Here is a 16,802-nt window from a genome sequence, read left to right as displayed (position 1 = left end):
GGCCGGGCGCGCGGTGCGCCCGGCCCGGTGCCGTCCCCGGAGTCCGCGATCAGCCGCGCAGGGACAGCTCCTCGTCCTTGATGTCGGCGAGCGGGCCGAGCACGGCGCCGTCGAACGTCGCCGGCTCCCGCCCCTCCCGGACCAGGTGCGGCCAGTTCCGGTTGGCCAGGGCGCCCTTGCCCAGGGCGACGACGTCGGCCGCACCCGTGCCCAGCAGCGCGGCCGCGGCGTCCGGGTCGTCGAGGTGGCCGTTGGCGATCACGGTGACCCCGGAGTGCTCCTTGGCGAGCGCGGCCAGCGACGGTCCGTCCCCGCCGAAGGCCGGGGCGGCGGCCCGGTACTCGGTGGTGTGGATGAAGTCGACGCCCGCGGCGCCCAGGGCCGAGAAGATCACCCGGGCCTCCTCGGCGCCGCCGCTCCACCGGTGCTCGGTGTCGCTGACCTTGGCCTGGGAGATGCGGATCCCCACGGTCATCTCCGGGCCCACGGCCTCGCGCACGGCGCGGCAGACCTCCACGGCGAAGCGCACCCGGTTCTCGGGCGAGCCGCCGTACTTGTCGGTGCGCCGGTTCAGGTAGTCGGTCAGGAACTGGTCCAGCAGGTATCCGTTGGCGCCGTGGATCTCCACGCCGTCGAAGCCCGCGTCCTGGGCGTGCAGGGCGGCCGTGACGAAGCCGTCCCGGACCTTGTCCATCTGCTCCGGGGTGATCTCCTCGGGCACGGGGAACGGTCCCTCCCCGCGGTAGAAACCGAGCTGCTGCCCCTTGGGCGCCACCGCGGAGGGCCCGACCGTGGCGTCGACGTACCGGTTGCCCTGGGTCTGGGCGCCGGCGTGCATGAGCTGGGCGAAGATCCGCGCCCCGGCCGCGTGCACGGCGTCGACGACGGGGGCCCAGGACTTCGCCTGCTCCACGGTGGCGATGCCCGGCTGGTGCAGGTAGCCCTGGCTGTAGGCGGTGTCGGGGTAGATCCCCTCGGTGATCAGCAGCCCGAACCCGCCGCGCGCGAAGGTCTCGTAGTAGGAGACCATCCGGTCGGTCGCGCGACCGTCCTCGGTCGCGCTGATGCGGGTCATCGGGGCCAGGGCGACGCGGTGCGCCACCTCCGTGGCGCCGATCCGGACGGGTGACCAGAGCGGGGCGAACTCCTGCATGGGCATCTCCTTCGAAGTGTCGATCGGTGCGGTCTGGATCTGTGCGATCCGGCTCCGTGAGATCTGGTGCTGTGCGCTCTCGAGCTCCGCGGTCCGGAGCCGTCGACGCGGTGATGGGCGGGGCCGCCGGCACGTCGTGGGCCCCACGGTGGAGCGAACGTCCGCGCCGGGCGTGGCATTCCGCCGGGGCGATCAGCCCGTCGCCCGGATTCAGCAGATTTTCATGGAGGCGGATTATTGTTGCAACCGTGATGTCCACGATGCAGACCCCACTTCCCCACATGTTCGCCGCCAGCCTCTACGCGGCTGAGCGGCTGCTCGCCGAAGCCATCCACGACGAGCACGTGAGCGTCGACGCCGTGGTCGTCCTCGACGCCCTGACCGAGCACGTCACGGCCGAGGAGGCCCCCTCGCTCGACGCCGTGGCCCGCGACGCCCAGCTCACCCCCGAGCAGCTCGACACCGCCCTGCACGACCTCGCCGAGCTGGGCTACCTCCAGGAGCTGGCCGAGCACGCGCCGCACCTGTCCGGTCTCCGCGCCGCCGCCTTCGGCACGGCGGCCTGACCGGGCGCCCGGGAAGATCCCCGGCCGAGGCCTGACCGCCCACCTCCCGTCCGTGGGCCGTGCGGGCGGGAGGACCCCGTGCCTCCGGTGGGCGCTCAGGGCGCGGAGAGCCGCCTCCCCCCGCTGCTCTCCCGCACGACCAGCTCCGCCGGGTAGATGAAGGGCGCCGGCCGGGCCCCCGGGGAGTCGATCTCCTCCAGCAGGATCCGGCACGCCGTGGCGGCCATGGCCGACATCGGCTGGGTGACGGTGGTCAGCGGCGGGACGGCGGTGGCCGAGAGCGCGTGGTTGTCGTAGCCGACCACCGCGACGTCCTCGGGCACCGAGCGGCCGCGCCGGCGCACGGCCTCGAGGACCCCGAGAGCCATGAGGTCCGAGGCCGCGAAGACGCCGTCGAGCTCCGGGGCCTCCTCGAAGAGCCGCAGCGCGGCCTCCTGGCCGCCGACGGTGGTGAAGTCCGCGTGCACCACCGTCCCCTCGGCCAGGCCGGCCTCGCGCAGCCCCTCACGCCACCCGGCGAGCCGGTCGGCCGCCGCGGTCATGTCCGCCGGGCCGGCGACCGTGCCCACCCGCGTGCGGCCGCCGGCGGCGAGGTGCTGGGCGGCCAGCCGGCCGCCCTGGTAGTTGTCGGTGTCCACGTAGGGAACGCCGGGCCGGGCCTCCCAGGGGCGGCCGATGAACACGGTGGGCAGCCCGGTCCCCGGCAGGGACGTCGTCCACGGATCGTCCCGGTGGTGGGAGACCACGATGGCGCCGTCCACGTGCCCGCCGCGCAGGTACCGCAGCACCCGCCCGGAGTCGTCCCCGTTGCGGGACATGAGCAGGACCAGCTGCACGTCGGTCTCCCGGAGGGCGTCGGTGATGCCCGTGATGATCACGGCGAAGAACGGGTCCGCCATGATCCGGATGTCCGGCTCCGGGATGACCAGGGCGATCGAGGAGGTGCGACGGGTGACCAGGCTCCGGGCGGCGCGGTTGGGCGTGTAGCCGAGCTCCACGACGGCGGCGTCCACGGCCGCCTGCGCCTGCGGGCTCACCCGGTCACCGCCGTTGATGGCGCGCGAGGCGGTCGACCGGGACACGCCCGCCGCCGTGGCGATGTCCTCCAGGGTGGGGTTGGACCGCCCTGTGCCGGCGTGGCCCGGCCGGATCCGCTCAGTGTTCATCATCCAGACGATACGACACCCTTCAGTGTCCCGGGCTCCTGGGAGGGCCCCGCCGGGACCGCGTTGGCCGCGGCCACGGAGGCGTACCACCGGGCACTGGCCTTGGGGGTGCGGTGCTGGGTCCCGTAGTCCACCCGGACCAGGCCGAACCGCTGGTGATAGCCCCACGCCCACTCGAAGTTGTCCATGAGGGACCAGGCCAGGTATCCGCGCACGTCCACGCCGTCGTCGATGGCGTCCTTGACGGCCCGCAGGTGGGCGTCGAAGAAGCGCAGCCGGTCCTGGTCGTCCACGAAGCCCGAGGCGTCGGGGGCGTCGTCGTAGGCGGCGCCGTTCTCCGTGACGAACACGGGGATGCCGGCGGGACCGGTGTACTCCTCCTGCACCCGGTTCAGCAGCCGGCGCAGCCCCTCGGGCTGCACCTCCCAGCCCATCCCGGTGACCGGCAGGCCCCGCGGCACGGACTGCACGCGGTCGGCCGCGACGTACGGGGAGGAGACGGGACGGCTCAGCGGCGCGTGGCCCTCCGGCGCGGAGGGGGCGTCCGGCGCGGCCGTGGTCACGGCCTCCCCGTGGTAGTAGTTGATGCCCAGCACGTCGAGCGGTGCGGCGATGCGGGCGAGATCGCCCTCCTGCACGTGGTCGGCCAGGCCGAGGTGGCGCACGTCCTCGAGGACGTCGGCCGGGTACTCCCCCCGGAACAGGGGGTCCAGGAAGATGCGGTTGAACTGCCCGTCGATGCGGCGGGCCGCATCGCGGTCCGTGGCGCTGGCCGGGTCCAGCGGATCGGGCACCGTGAGGTTCAGGGTGATCCCCAGGGTGGCCTCCGGATCGCGCCGCCGCAGCTCCTGCACGGCCAGGCCGTGCCCGAGCAGCAGGTGGTGAGCCGCGGCGAGCGCCGCCCGGGGCTCCTGCCGGCCCGGGGCGTGCACTCCGGCCGCGTACCCGAGGAAGGCCGAGCACCACGGCTCGTTGAGGGTGGTCCAGATCCGCACGCGGTCCCCGAGGGCCTCGTGCATGACGGCCGCGTACTCCGCGAACCGGTGGGCGGTCTCCCGGTTCGCCCAGCCGCCCCGGTCCTCCAGCGCCTGCGGGAGGTCCCAGTGGTAGAGGGTGAGCCACGGCTGGATCCCCGCCGCGAGGAGCTGGTCGACCAGGCGGGAGTAGAACGCGATGCCCTCGGGGTTGGGCGTGACGCCGTCCGGCACGCACCGGGCCCACGACGTCGAGAAGCGGTAGGCCTGCAGGTTCAGCTCCTGCATCAGGGCCACGTCCTCCGCGGACCGGTGGTAGTGGTCGCAGGCGACGTCCCCGTTGTGGGCGTCGGCCACGGCCCCGGGGACGCGGGCGAAGACGTCCCAGATGGAGTCCTGCCGGCCGTCCTCGTGGGCGGCGCCCTCGATCTGGTAGGCGGCGGTGGCCGCGCCCCAGACGAAGTGGTCGGGGAACGACAGTGGTGTGGTGCTCATCCTTTGACTGCTCCTTGCATGATTCCGGACACGAGTTGGCGTCCCGCCACCACGAAGAGCAGCAGCAGCGGGACGGTGGACAGCACTGCTCCGGTCAGGACGACCGAGTAGTCCACGAAGTGCGCGGACTGGAGCAGCTGCAGGGCCACCGGGAGGGTGGGGTTGGAGGGATCCAGCACGATGAACGGCCAGAAGAAGTTGGTCCACGTGGCCACGAAGGTGAACAGCGCCAGCATCGCGGCCGCCGGCCGGGCGGCGGGCAGGCCGATGTGCCAGAACGCCTGGATCATCGAGGCGCCGTCCATCCGGACGGCCTCGATGAGCTCGTCCGGCAGCGCGTCCCGCAGGTACTGGGTCATCCAGAACACCCCGAAGGCCGTCACGACGCCGGGCACGATCACGGCCCAGAGGGACCCGGTCCACCCGAACTTCGCCATGACGATGAACAGGGGGACCACGCCGAGCTGCGTGGGCACGGCCATGGTCGCGATGACGAAGACCAGCAGCGCCTTGCTGCCCCGGAAGCGGAGCTTGGCGAAGGCGAACCCGGCGAGCGTGGAGAACAGCACGACCGACGCCGCGGTGACCGTGGAGACCAGGACGCTGTTGCCCATGGCCTTCCAGAACGGGATGCTGTCCATGACCTGCGCGGCGTTGGCCAGGAAGTTCCCGCCCGGCACCAGCGGCACGCCCCGGCTCAGCACGGTGCTGTCGTGGCTGCCGACCAGCAGGGACCAGTACAGCGGGAAGACGGCGCCCAGCACCACCGCGCCCAGGAAGCCGTAGGTGAGGAACCCGGGCCGGCGCAGCCCGCCTCCCGGGCCGGGGCGCCGGCTGCGTCCGCGCAGGCCCCGTCCGCGGAGGCCACGGGCCGCGCCGCGCACGGCGTCGCCGCCCGCGATGCGCTCGAGCGGCGCGTTCGAGGAAGAGGTGGTCATTTTCGGCCTCCCTGGTGGGCGATCCGCCGGGTGATGAGGAAGTTGGCCAGGGAGATCAGCACGATCAGCAGGAACAGCAGCCAGGCGACGGCCGAGGCCCTCCCGAAGTCGCGCTGGCCCCAGCCCAGCTCCCAGATGTACATGGTCAGGGTCTGCCACTGCCGGTCCGCCCCGCCCAGGCCGTACTGGTCGAAGACCCGGGCCTCGTCGAAGATCTGCAGCCCGCCGATGGTGGCGGTGATGACCACGAAGATGATGGTGGGCCGGAGCATGGGCACGGTGATGGACAGGAACTGGCGCACCCGCCCGGCGCCGTCGATGGTCGCCGCCTCGTAGAGATCGCGCGGGATCGCCTGCATGGCCGCGAGGAAGATCAGCGCGTTGTAGCCGGTCCAGCGGAAGTTCACCATCGTGGCGATGGCGAAGTGGCTGGCCAGGGGGTCGGAGTGCCACCGGACGGGGCCCAGCCCCACGCCCCGCAGCACCTCGTTGACCAGGCCGAACTGGTCCGCGTAGAGGTTGTTGAAGATCAGCCCGACCGCCACCGGCGCCACCACGAAGGGCACGAGCACGCCCATCCGCCAGAAGGTCCTGGCGCGCAGGTTCGCGTCCAGCGCCGCGGCGATGGTGAGGGCCAGGAGCACCTGCGGCACCGAGGAGAGCACGAAGATGCTGAACGTGTTCCCCAGGGCGTTCCAGAAGAACGGCTGGGCGAGGACGAACTGGTAGTTCTCCAGGCCGGTGAACGTGCCCTGCCCGCCGATGAAGTCCCAGTCGTGCAGGGACACCCACGCGGTGTAGAGCAGCGGGAACAGCCCGGTGAGGGCGAACAGGACGAAGAACGGCGAGATGTACAGGTAGGGCGAGAGCTTCACGTCCCACCGGGACAGCCTCTGGGAGAACGCCAGGCGCCGGACGGCCCTGGGGGGCCGTTCCGGCCGGCGCTGCCGGACGGGGGGCGCGGGTCGGACCCGGTCGGTGACAGCCATGGGTCAGAGCGCGTTCACCGCGGCGACGAACTTCTCCCACGAGGAGGCGGCGTCGTCGGTGCGGTCCACGTCCACCCGGGTCAGCGCCTGCTGCATGGCGTCGTTGATCGGGAAGTACTTCGGCCCCTTGAACGGGGTGACCTCCACGGCCTGGGCGCGCTCGGCGAAGATCTCCCCCGAGGGCGCGTCGGCGAAGAACGGGTTCGTCTGGCTCAGCAGCTCGTCGCTCTCCAGCGCCTCGACCTGGCTCGGGAAGTTGCCCTTGGCGGTGAAGGCCTGCACCTGCTGCTCCGGGGCGGTCAGCCAGTCGGCCAGCTTCTTCGCCTCGGCCTGGTGCTCCCCCTGGGTGGGCACCGTCAGGTAGGACCCGCCCCAGTTGCCCCCGCCGCCGGGGAAGACGTTGGCGATGTCCCAGCCCTCGACGCCGGCGGCGTTGCCCTCGATGATGCCGAGCATCCAGCCCGGGCACAGCATGGTCGCGAAGGCGTCGGACTGGAACCCGGCGGCCCAGTCGTCGCTCCACTGGCCCAGGTGCGCCGAGAGGTCGTCCTCGGTGGAGGCGGCCAGGACCTGCTCGTAGATGGCCTTCACCTCGGGGTTCTCGGTGGCGACGACCGTGCCGTCCTCCGTCTCGTAGGCGTTCTGCACCTGGTTGATCATGCCCTGGTAGGTGGCCCCGGCCGAGTCGTACCAGGCCACGTCGTCGTTCTGGGCCACGAAGTCCCGGCCCACCGAGAAGTAGTTCTCCCAGTCCCCGCTGAGCAGCTCGGCGACCTCCTCGCGGTCGCTCGGCAGTCCGGCCTCCTCGAAGAGGTCCGCGCGGTAGCAGACCGCCTCCGGGCCGGAGTCGGTGCCGTAGCCGATCAGCCGGCCGTCGGTCGTGGTGGCCGCCTCGGTCTTCCAGTCCAGCCAGCGCCCCTCGACCGCGGGGTCCGTCAGATCGGCGAACTGGTCGGGATACTCCATCAGCTCGGGCAGCCAGTCCACCTCGATGGCCTCGATGTCGGACAGTCCCGAGCCCGCGGCCAGGCGGGTGGTGAGGTTGTCGCGGGCCTCGTTGGAGGTCGCGGCCTTCTTGTGCTCGATGGTCACGTTCGGGTTCTCGGACTCGTACTGCTCGAACAGCTCCTCGTAGCCGAACTCGTTGAACGTGGCGACCGTGAGGGTCACGTCCTCGGTGCCGGTCTCGCCGTCCACCCCGGCGTTCTCCGAGGCCGCCCCGGCTCCGCAGCCGGTCATGGTCAGGGCCAGGCAGGCGGCTGCGGCCGAGAGGGCGGTGAATCGTGCTCTGCTGCGCACAGGTGACTCCTTCGTCGTCAACGGGACGGTTCCTGCCGGCATCCGCACGGCACCGGGCCTGCTCTCCGCAGGCCGGTGCTCGGCGGTCGACAGCGGCGCCCGCTCTGTGGGAGCGCTCTCACCCGTGTGCTCACCGTGCGTGATTCACACCACATTGTCAAGCACCCGCCCGCCCTTTCCGGAGCGGACAATGCTGCCAACCCAGGGAACATGCGACACACGTCGCCGGAAGATTGCATGAGAGCGTTCCCACGGCGAGGCCCTCAACACCCCGTGGACGCGGGGACGCCCCCGGAGAGCTGCTGCTCTCCGGGGGCGTCCCCGGGTGGCCGCGCGGACCGGCGGCCGTGCGGGATCAGTGGTGCGGGATCAGCCCTCCGGGTCGGAGTCCTCGTTCTTGGCGTCGCCGTGCTCGTGCGGCACCGGGGTCATCTCGGTGGTCATGTCGGCGTCGTCGATCTTGGCCGCGTCCTCGATCGGGTCGGGGCTGGAAGTCGGCTGGTCGCTCACGGGTGCTCCTTCGTCGGGACGGCTGGATGTGCTCAGCCTACGACGACGCCGCGCTCATCCGGCCCCGCCGGCCGGAGCACGCAGCGGCGCGAGCGCGGCGGACCAGGCGATCACCTGGTCCAGCATCGTGGACAGCGCGCGCAGGTGGTGCTCCGCCGGGGCGAAGGTGCTGTAGTGCTCGAAGTCGGTGCGCAGGGACAGGGCGACCTGCTGGCGCACGTCGGCCAGCTGGAGCTCCCCGGCGACCTGCCGCAGCTGCTCCACGGCGCGCACCCCGCCGGCGGAGCCGTAGGAGACGAAGCCCACGGCCTTGTTGCTCCACTCGGCGTAGAGGTGGTCGAAGGCGTTCTTCAGCACTCCGGGAGGGCCGTGGTTGTACTCGGGGGTGACGACGACGAAGCCGTCGAAGCCGTCGATCGTGGCGGCCCACCGTCGCGTGTGCTCGTGCTGGTACCGGCCCGCCGAGGGCGGCACGGGCTCGTCCAGGTGCGGCAGGTCGTGCTCGCGCAGGTCGAGGAGCTCGAAGTGCGCGTCGTCGCGGGGGGCGGCGTGGGTAAGCACCCAGTGCGCCACGGCCTCCCCGTTGCGGTTGGGACGGGTGCTGCCGAGGATGATGCCGATGCGGACCATGACGGTTCCTCCTGCCTGCGGTGGGTCAATGGTGTGCGGTGGGTCAATGGTGTGGCGTGGGTCAATGGCGCGGGGTGGCTCAGCTGCGGGCGGTGGGCACGAGTGCCCGGGGCCCGGACGTCCCCGCGCCCAGCCCCCGCACGGCCTCCCGCGCGGCGGCCCGTCCCGCCCGGGTTGCGCCAAGGGTCGAGGCGGAGGCCCCGTAGCCGACGAGCAGCACGCGCGGGTCGGCGAGCACCCGCACCCCGTCCGTCCGGATTCCGCCGCCGGGCTCGCGCAGCCCGAGCGGGGCGAGGTGGTCGAGGGCGGGCCGGAAGCCGGTGGCCCAGAGAATCGCGTCGGCGCGGATCTCCCGGCCGTCGGCCAGGCGGACCCCTTCGGCGGTGATCTCCCGCAGCGGACCGGCCGAGACCAGGACCCCGGCCTCGATCCCGGCCCGGTACTGCGGAGTGAGAGGCAGGCCGGTGGCCGAGACCACGCTCTGCGTGGGCAGCCCCGCCCGGGTCCGCGCGTCGACCCGGCGCTCCACGTCCCGGCCCCACTCGGCGTCGAAGGGGCGCGGCGTGAACTGCGGCGGGCGGCGGGTGACCCACGTGGTCGTGGCGCCGGCCGCGTCCAGCTGCAGCAGGAACTGCACGGCGGAGGTGCCCCCGCCCACGACCACGACGTGCCGGCCGCGGAACTTCTGTGCGGAGCGGAAGTCGTGGGTGTGCAGCTGCCGCCCCCGGAAGAGCTCCCGGCCGGGGTAGTACGGCCAGTGCGGGCGGTCCCACGTGCCGGTGCCGTTGATCAGCAGCTGCGTCCGCCAGGTCCCGGTGTCCGTGACCACGTCGAGCGGCCCGCCGTCGGAGACGGACTCCACCCGGCGCACGGCCACGGGACGGTGCACGGGCAGCTCGAAGCGGCGCTCGTACTCGCCGTAGTAGCGGGTGACCACGGCGGAGGCGGGCTCGGCCGGATCGGGGACCCCCAGGGGCATCCCGGGCAGGTCGTGGATGCCGTGGGCCCCGCCGAAGGTCAGCGAGGGCCAGCGGTGCCGCCACGCTCCCCCGGGCCCGGGGTTGGCGTCGAGGACCACGAAGTCCTCCTCGGGCACCAGTCCGCGGCGGCGCAGGTGGTGGGCCGCGGACAGCCCTGCCTGCCCGGCTCCGACGACCACGACCTTCAGCACGACGCCCCCATTCGTTGACATATCACTGAAAAAAGGGAACGCCGGGCGGTCGTGCGCTATTCCGGACCGACGAGGCGGTGGCCCGGCCGCGGCGGCACGCACCGGGGTGCCGCCGTCGGGTCGACCGCAGCGCCCCGGAGGACGTGCGGGGCGCTCAGGCGCGGTCGGGCTGGTGCTCCCGCGCGGCGCCGACCCGGTGCAGGGCGTCCCCGGTGAGCCGGAAGACGGACCACTCGTCCTGGGGCAGCGCGCCGAGGCTGCGGTAGAAGCCGATCGACGGCTCGTTCCAGTTCAGCACGCTCCACTCGACCCGCGCCCAGCCCTGCGCCACCGCGTGCCGGGCCAGGGCCTGCAGGAGCGCCTTGCCGTGGCCGGCGCCGCGGGCCTCGGGGCGCACGTAGAGGTCCTCGAGGTGGATGCCGTGCACGCCCTCCCAGGTGGAGAAGGTGCGGAACCACAGGGCGAAGCCCTGCAGGCGGCCCTCGTCCTCCACGACGTGGGCGAAGACGGCCGGGTGCGCCCCGAACAGCGCCTCCGCCAGCTGCTGCTCGGTCATCCGCACCGCGTCGGGCTCGCGCTCGTACACGGCCAGGTCCCGCACCATCCCGAGGATGGCGGGCACGTCCTCCTGGCGGGCCTTCCGGATCTGCGACATGACCGGCAGACTACCGCACCGGCCCGGTCCGGACGCCGGGACGGATCCGGCGGCCGGCGATCAGAGCAGCGAGCGCACGTGCCGGATGGCCCGCTGGGCCTCGGGGGTCCACCACGCGCCCACGTAGACGTGGAAGGCGCCGGGCTCGTAGAGCAGCCGACCGGGGTTGCCGGCGCGCTGCAGGGCCCGGGCGAAGCCGAGGGCGTCGGCGGCGAGGATGTCCCGTCCGCCCTGCACGAGGTGCACCGGCGGCAGGCCGTCCACGTTGCCGTGGACGGGGCTGACCAGGGGGTCGGTCAGCGAGCGGTCCCCGGCCCAGGCCTGGCACAGCGGGACGACCTCGTCCGTGCTCAGCATCGGGTCGTGCGGGTCGATCTCGCGCACGGCCGGGTGGGTCGCGGTGACGTCCAGGGCCGGGGAGAAGCCGACGACGTGGTCGGGGGCCCGCAGCCCGGTGTCGCGCAGCAGCATGGCCAGCCCGATCGCCAGGCACCCGCCGGCGGAGTCCCCCGCCACGACGATCCGGTCCACGGAGGGCCGGGCCACGAGGTCGGACCAGGCCGCGGCGAGGAACTCGTAGCCCTCGTCCGCGCAGCCCTCCGGGGCGAGCCGGTAGAGGGGCACCGTGACCGTGGTGCCCGTGCCCTTGACGACCTCGCGGATGATCCACCAGTGCGCCGGCAGCAGCGGGTTCACGAACGCCCCGCCGTGCAGGTAGATCAGGTGGGACCCGTCCGCGCCGGCGCGCGGGGTCAGGCGCAGCACCGGGCGCCCGGCCACCTCCTCGCGGGTGAGCTCGTGCGAGCGCCGCAGGTCCTTCGGCACCGCCGCGGGCTCCGGATAGGGCCGGCCCCGCAGCTGGTCCAGCTCCCGGAACGGGCTGAGGCGGGCGCGCACGGCCACCGCCCGGGCGGTCAGGTCCATCCGCAGGCTCATCGATCGTCCCTCCCGGGCCCCGCGGCCCACTCCCTCGGCGCGGCACCGCCGCGTCGGCGGGGCCGCCCTCGGCGTCCGGGCGGCCAGTCGCGGCCAGTGTAGGCGCGCCGGCCCGGACCGGGGACGCCGGCGCGGCGGCTCCGGTCCGCCGGCCGTCAGTCCTCGGCGCCCGCGGCGGCCGCCGTGGCGGCCAGGGTGGTGCTGCCGCCGGTGATGAGGGACGCGGCGCGCTCGGCGATCATCGCCGTGGGCGCGTTGGTGTTGCCGCTGGGCACCCGCGGCATCACCGAGGCGTCCACCACCCGCAGGCCGTCGATGCCGTGCACGCGCAGGTCCTCCGGGGAGACCACCGCGTCCGGGCCGGTGCCCATCCGGCAGGTGCCGACCTGGTGGTGGTAGGTGGTCACGAACCGGTGGAGGTAGGCGACCTCCTCCTCCTCGGTGCGCACCTCGGGGCCGGGGTAGAGCTCCTCGGCGCCCCAGTCCTGCGCGAGGGGGCGGGTGCGCACCATCTCGCGGGCCTGGCGCAGGGAGGCGAGCAGGGCCTCGCGGTCGCGCGGGTCGTCGAAGATGTTCGGGTCGAGCGCCACGGGGTCGGACACGCCCGGCCCGGTGAGGCGCACGGTGCCGCGGGACCGGGGGCGGACCAGTCCGGCGTGCAGCGTGAACGCGTTCATCGGCCCCTCCATGCCCTCGTCGTACATCGGGACGGAGAAGTGGATCGGCTGGGTGTCGGGGGCGTCCAGGTCCGGGCGGGAGCGCCAGAACAGGTGGGTCTGGGTGACCGACCAGTCGGACTCGGGGTGCTCGATCGTCCGGGCCGTGGCCTCGGCGATGACCGGGGCCAGCAGGTGGTCGTGCAGGTTCGCCCCCACCCCGGGGAGGTCGTGGACCACGGGGACGCCGACGTCGGTGAGGTGTGCGGCGGGGCCGATGCCCGAGCGCAGGAGGATCTTCGGCGAGTCGAGCGCCCCGGCGCACAGGACGACCTCGTCGGCGCGGATCTCCTCGGGCGCACCGTCCGGGGCGGCGAGGGGCACCACGGCCACGCCGACCGCGCGTCCGTCCTCGACGAGCACCCGCTGCAGGAGCACTCCGGTGCGCAGGTTCAGCCGCGGGTGCTCCTCCACCGGCTTGACGTAGGCCATCCAGGTGTTGAACCGCCGCCCGTCCCGGACGTTGATCTGCTGCTGGGAGACCCCGTCCAGCGTGCCGCCGTTGTAGTCCTCGTTGTAGGGCACGCCCACCTGCTCGGCCGCCTCGACGATCGAGGCGAACACCGGGTTGAGCGGGTAGTCCTGCACCACGGGCACCGGCCCGTCGGTGCCGCGGCTGTCGCCGGGGGCCGTCCCGGCGGGCGGGACGTAGGTCTCGAGCGCCCGGAACCAGGGCAGCACGTCCTCCCACCCCCATCCTGGGCAGCCGTCCGCCGCCCAGGCGTCGTAGTCCTGGGCGGCGCCGCGCACCCAGATCGTGGCGTTGAGGGCGTGGGAGCCGCCGAGCACGCGTCCGCGCGGCCAGTGGATCACCCGGCCGTCCGCGTGCCGCTGGGGCACGGTGAAGTAGTCCCAGTCCTCCGGCGAGTGCCACAGCTCGCCCAGGCGGGACACCTGGTGGATGGCCGGGTTGAGGTCCGTGCCCCCCGGCCTCCAGGAGGATCACCTCGTGGCCGGCGTCCAGGAGGCGGCGGGTCAGGATGCTGCCGGCGGTGCCGGCGCCCACGACGACGTAGGTCTTGGCGGTCTCGTTGCGCATGGCCCCAGTGTGATCCGGGGCACGTCGCGGCGGGTTGTCCCGGCGCGCAGGACCCTTGACCCACAGCGCGGGAATCCGCGCTGTGGGTCAACAGCCGTGCTCGCACGGTCAAGCCGACCGGGTGTGTCCCGGGTCACCATGGGGGCAGCACCGCACCCGTCCTTCCGAAGGAGCCACCGTGACCACCACCCCCGCCGCCACGACCGACGCCCCGGCCGACGTCCCGGCCGTCCTCGGCCTCGACGAGCTGCTGGCGGCCGTCACCGACCCGGCCGGCCGGGAGATCCTCGACCCGGCCACCGGGGAGCTGGTCGGCCGGGCCCCGGAGTCCACGGTCGAGGACCTCGACCGGGCCCTGGAGGGGGCCCGCCGGAAGCAGCCGGAGTGGGCCGCCGTCCCGGACGCCGAGCGCGCGGCCCTGCTGCTCCGGGCAGCCGACGCCGTCGAGGCCAACGCCGCCGCGCTCGCGGAGCTGCTCTCGCGCGAGCAGGGCAAGCCCGTGCAGAACGGGCCGAACGCCCTGTTCGAGGTCGGCGGCGCGGTGGCCTGGCTGCGTGCGACGGCGGCGCTGCCGCTGGAGCCCGAGACGCTGTTCGACGACGAGTCCGGCCGGGCCGTGCTCAGCTACGAGCCGATCGGCGTCGTCGGGGCCATCAGCCCGTGGAACTGGCCGATGATGATCTCGGTCTGGCAGCTCGCCCCGGCCCTGCGGATGGGCAACACCGTGGTGGCCAAGCCCTCCGAGTACACCCCGCTGTCCGTGCTCGGGCTCGCCCACGTGCTCAACCAGGTGCTGCCCGAGGGCGTGCTCACCGTGGTGGCGGGGGGCCGGGAGGTCGGCGAGGCGCTGTCGGAGCACCCGGGCGTGGACAAGCTGATGTTCACCGGCTCGACCGCCACGGGCAAGGCGATCATGCGTTCGGCCGCCGGCTCCCTGACCCGGCTCACCCTGGAGCTGGGCGGCAACGACGCCGGCATCGTGCTCCCGGACGCGGACCCCGAGGCCATCGCCGAGGACCTGTTCTGGGGCGCGTTCATCAACACGGGCCAGACCTGTGCCGCGCTCAAGCGCCTCTACGTCCACGAGGACGTCCACGACGCCGTGTGCGAGGCCCTCACCCGGGTCGCGGCGGCCATGCCGATGGGCCAGGGGCGGGACGAGCGCAACGTCCTCGGTCCCCTGCAGAACCGGGCGCAGTTCGAGATCGTCGCCGACCTCGTGGAGCAGGCCCGGGCCGGTGGCGGCCGGGTGCTGATCGGCGGGGAGCCGGCCGCGGCGCAGCCGGGGTACTTCTACCCCACCACGCTCGTGGCCGACGTCGACGACGACAACCCACTGGTGACCGAGGAGCAGTTCGGCCCGGCCCTGCCGATCGTGAAGTACTCCTCGGTCGACGAGGCCGTGCGCATGGCCAACCGCCTGGACGTCGGTCTCGGGGCCTCGGTGTGGGGTTCGGACCCGGACCGGGCGCGGGAGGTCGCCGCCCGGCTCCAGGCGGGCACCGTGTGGATCAACAAGCACGGCGCCGTCGATCCCCGGATGCCCTTCGGCGGGATCAAGAGCTCCGGGTTCGGCGTGGAGTTCGGCGTGGAGGGCCTCAAGGCCCTGGGCGTGCCGAAGGTCATCGCCTCCTGAGCGGGCCCGCCCGGCGGGGAGCCGGAGACGCTCCTATGGTCTGTCAAGCCGGGCTGGGCTGGTGCTCGAGCAGGCGGTAGAGGTCTCGGGCGATGTAGCGCTTGAGACAGCGTTTGATCTCTCGGGGTGTCTTGCCCTCGATCGTGCGGCGGGCGACGTAGTCGCGGGTGGCGGTGTCGTAGTGGATCCGGGAGAGCGCGATGGTGTGCAGAGCCCGGTTGAGCTGACGGTCGCCGTAACGGTTGAGCCGGTGACGGGTGGTGACCTGGCCACTGGTGGCCGGGATCGGGGCCACCCCGGCGAGCATCGCGAAGGCGGCCTCGGAATGGATCCGCCCCGGGTGGGACCAGGCGCACAGCACGGTCGCGGCCACGATCGGGCCCACCCCGGGCTGGGCGAGCAGGTCCGGGCGCCAGGACCGCACGATGGCCAGGACCGCCTTCTCATGCTCGGCGGCCTCCCGGGCCAGGTCACGGGCGCGGCGGGCCAGGCAGCGCAGCACGGTGACGGTCGCGGTGGTCTCCGCGTCCCAGGAGGAGTGGATCCGCAGTCCCGCGGCGGTGGTGAGCATCCCGGGCAGTTTCTGCCCGCGGAACCGGCCCCGGATCGGCTCCGGGGCGGCGATGATGAGGCTGAACAGTTGCCGTTGGGCGTTGGTGGCGGCCTCCACCGCCGATCGTCGGGCGGCCAGCAGCACCGACAGCGCCTGCCGGTCCCCACCGTGGCGCGGGGTGCCCAGCCGAGTCCGGGACATCGCCTCGCGCGCGGCGCGGATCGCGTCCAGCGGGTCGGACTTGGCCCCGTTGCGCCGGTGGGCGCGCTGGGGCCGGTCGAGCTCGACCACGACCTCTTCGAGCTCGGCCAGGTGGCGGGCCAGCCCGGCCCCGTGACCGCCGGTGCCCTCGATCGCCCAGGCCCGCAGCCGGGCGTGCTCATCGGCGAAGGTCACCAGGCGGGCGTACCCGTCGGCGGTGGCCTCCACGGTGATCTCCCCGAGCACCCCGCCGGTGCCGGCATCGACGGCGGCCGCGGAGTGGGTGTGGACGTGGGTGTCGACGCCGATGACGACGTCGACGACCTCTCGTAGATCGGTCAGACTGGACATTGCGTTCCTCCCAAGCTCCGGAGCGGACGTAGGTTCCGGTCCGGGAGGAGTCACGGCAGGACTGTGACGGGACACGCCCGGCGCCGCTAACGCCGGACGGTCAAGCTCCTGATCAGGCCAGTCGCTCCGACCGGGCCGGGGCCGGCAACCACGAGCGGACAAGTCTCCAGCAAGGCACGCAGCCAGTCAGACCAAGGGTCACACTCGTGGTCACCTACCCACAGCCCAGCACCATCAGGCTGCAAATGGAATCCTCACAGTCAGGCCAGGCGCATGGTGGTGAGGCAGGTCGGGTCGCCGGCGGAGGTGCTGACCTGCTGGGTCGCCGTCCCGGCGTCGGAGGTGATCTCGAGGGTGCCGGTGATGTCCTTGGGCAGCCACAGGCCCACGAACCCGTTCTCGTAGCTGGTGAGCGTCCGGTCGAGGAGCACCTCCCCGGCGTCGTCGGTGACCAGCACGTCGAACTTCTCGCCCACGAGCTCGCCCTGGCAGCCGGAGAGGCTGTGGTGGAAGCACTCGTGGGTGGTGGTGGTCCACGGGGCGACCGCGAGGTAGAACCGGTCCTCCGGCATGGGCAGCACGGCCTCGGACCCGCCGTCGGTCAGGACCACCTCGTCGTAGGTCACGGAGCCCGCCAGGCCCGCCGCCCGGTCCTCGTGGGTGCGGTCGAGCCGCTCCACGACCTCTTCGGTGCTCGCGCCCTCCAGCCCGTGCTCGCGCAGCAGGGCCTCGCTCTCCGCGCTCGCGCCCGCGCACCCGGAGGCGAGCAGCAGGACGGCGGCGGACACGGACAGCACCCAGGACCTCATGCTGCCCACCCTATC

15 protein-coding genes and 1 pseudogene are annotated in these 16,802 nt (G+C 73.2%); 2 read left to right on the top strand and 14 right to left on the bottom strand.

The features are described from left to right. Positions 1-49: 49 nt before the first annotated feature. A complete protein-coding gene (locus tag AYX06_RS11285; RefSeq protein ID WP_062735842.1) occupies positions 50-1,153 on the bottom strand; it encodes an oxidoreductase in 1,104 nt (367 codons plus the stop codon). Between the two features lie 281 nt (positions 1,154-1,434). Between AYX06_RS11285 and AYX06_RS11280 the strand changes: the two genes are divergently transcribed. After that, a complete protein-coding gene (locus AYX06_RS11280; protein WP_147017770.1) occupies positions 1,435-1,719 on the top strand; it encodes a hypothetical protein in 285 nt (94 codons plus the stop codon). Positions 1,720-1,814: 95 nt separating this feature from the next. Here AYX06_RS11280 and AYX06_RS11275 read toward each other — a convergent pair whose 3' ends face one another. From AYX06_RS11275 to AYX06_RS11230, 11 genes and pseudogenes are all read right to left on the bottom strand, one after another. After that, the gene (locus tag AYX06_RS11275) at positions 1,815-2,885 is read right to left on the bottom strand and encodes a LacI family DNA-binding transcriptional regulator (RefSeq protein WP_062737022.1); all 1,071 of its coding nucleotides are present in this window, start codon (positions 2,883-2,885) and stop codon (positions 1,815-1,817) included. Beyond that, on the bottom strand, positions 2,885-4,354 hold the full coding sequence (locus AYX06_RS11270) for a GH1 family beta-glucosidase (RefSeq protein WP_062735840.1): 1,470 nt from the start codon (positions 4,352-4,354) through the stop codon (positions 2,885-2,887). Before AYX06_RS11270 ends, AYX06_RS11275 begins: the two co-directional genes overlap by 1 nt. Continuing rightward, positions 4,351-5,292, bottom strand: coding sequence for a carbohydrate ABC transporter permease (locus AYX06_RS11265; protein WP_062735839.1), 942 nt, complete (start codon positions 5,290-5,292; stop codon positions 4,351-4,353). Before AYX06_RS11265 ends, AYX06_RS11270 begins: the two co-directional genes overlap by 4 nt. Then, on the bottom strand, positions 5,289-6,281 hold the full coding sequence (locus AYX06_RS11260; protein WP_062735838.1) for a carbohydrate ABC transporter permease: 993 nt from the start codon (positions 6,279-6,281) through the stop codon (positions 5,289-5,291). Before AYX06_RS11260 ends, AYX06_RS11265 begins: the two co-directional genes overlap by 4 nt. Positions 6,282-6,284: 3 nt before the next feature. Beyond that, a complete protein-coding gene (locus AYX06_RS11255) occupies positions 6,285-7,622 on the bottom strand; it encodes an ABC transporter substrate-binding protein (protein WP_371860080.1) in 1,338 nt (445 codons plus the stop codon). Between the two features lie 327 nt (positions 7,623-7,949). Next, on the bottom strand, positions 7,950-8,090 hold the full coding sequence (locus AYX06_RS19795) for a hypothetical protein (RefSeq protein WP_157093460.1): 141 nt from the start codon (positions 8,088-8,090) through the stop codon (positions 7,950-7,952). A gap of 54 nt (positions 8,091-8,144) precedes the next feature. Further along, positions 8,145-8,720: an NADPH-dependent FMN reductase gene (locus tag AYX06_RS11250; protein ID WP_062735836.1), complete on the bottom strand. Its 576-nt coding sequence runs from the start codon at positions 8,718-8,720 to the stop codon at positions 8,145-8,147. 79 nt (positions 8,721-8,799) lie between these two features. After that, on the bottom strand, positions 8,800-9,891 hold the full coding sequence (locus AYX06_RS11245; RefSeq protein WP_198161395.1) for an NAD(P)-binding domain-containing protein: 1,092 nt from the start codon (positions 9,889-9,891) through the stop codon (positions 8,800-8,802). Positions 9,892-10,045: 154 nt separating this feature from the next. Continuing rightward, the gene (locus AYX06_RS11240) at positions 10,046-10,546 is read right to left on the bottom strand and encodes a GNAT family N-acetyltransferase (RefSeq protein WP_062735834.1); all 501 of its coding nucleotides are present in this window, start codon (positions 10,544-10,546) and stop codon (positions 10,046-10,048) included. A 60-nt stretch (positions 10,547-10,606) separates the two neighbouring features. Continuing rightward, positions 10,607-11,482 (bottom strand): alpha/beta hydrolase, encoded by an 876-nt coding sequence (locus tag AYX06_RS11235; protein ID WP_062735833.1) that lies wholly within the window; start codon positions 11,480-11,482, stop codon positions 10,607-10,609. A 155-nt stretch (positions 11,483-11,637) separates the two neighbouring features. Then, positions 11,638-13,237, bottom strand: a pseudogene (locus tag AYX06_RS11230) (GMC family oxidoreductase). A 247-nt stretch (positions 13,238-13,484) separates the two neighbouring features. Between AYX06_RS11230 and AYX06_RS11225 the strand changes: the two are divergent. Beyond that, positions 13,485-14,873: an aldehyde dehydrogenase family protein gene (locus AYX06_RS11225; RefSeq protein WP_062737021.1), complete on the top strand. Its 1,389-nt coding sequence runs from the start codon at positions 13,485-13,487 to the stop codon at positions 14,871-14,873. Between the two features lie 43 nt (positions 14,874-14,916). Here AYX06_RS11225 and AYX06_RS11220 read toward each other — a convergent pair whose 3' ends face one another. Then, positions 14,917-15,978 carry an IS110 family RNA-guided transposase gene (locus tag AYX06_RS11220; RefSeq protein ID WP_062735832.1) on the bottom strand — a complete coding sequence of 354 codons (1,062 nt, stop codon included), beginning with the start codon at positions 15,976-15,978 and terminating at the stop codon, positions 14,917-14,919. Positions 15,979-16,238: 260 nt separating this feature from the next. After that, on the bottom strand, positions 16,239-16,787 hold the full coding sequence (locus tag AYX06_RS11215; protein WP_062735831.1) for a CueP family metal-binding protein: 549 nt from the start codon (positions 16,785-16,787) through the stop codon (positions 16,239-16,241). Positions 16,788-16,802 lie beyond the last annotated feature (15 nt).

Origin of the sequence: Kocuria turfanensis (assembly GCF_001580365.1) — a bacterium.
GTDB classification, from domain to species: Bacteria; Actinomycetota; Actinomycetes; order Actinomycetales; family Micrococcaceae; genus Kocuria; species Kocuria turfanensis.
The sequence above is the reverse complement of the archived record's forward strand: the minus strand, read 5'-3'. Positions and strand labels throughout refer to the sequence as shown.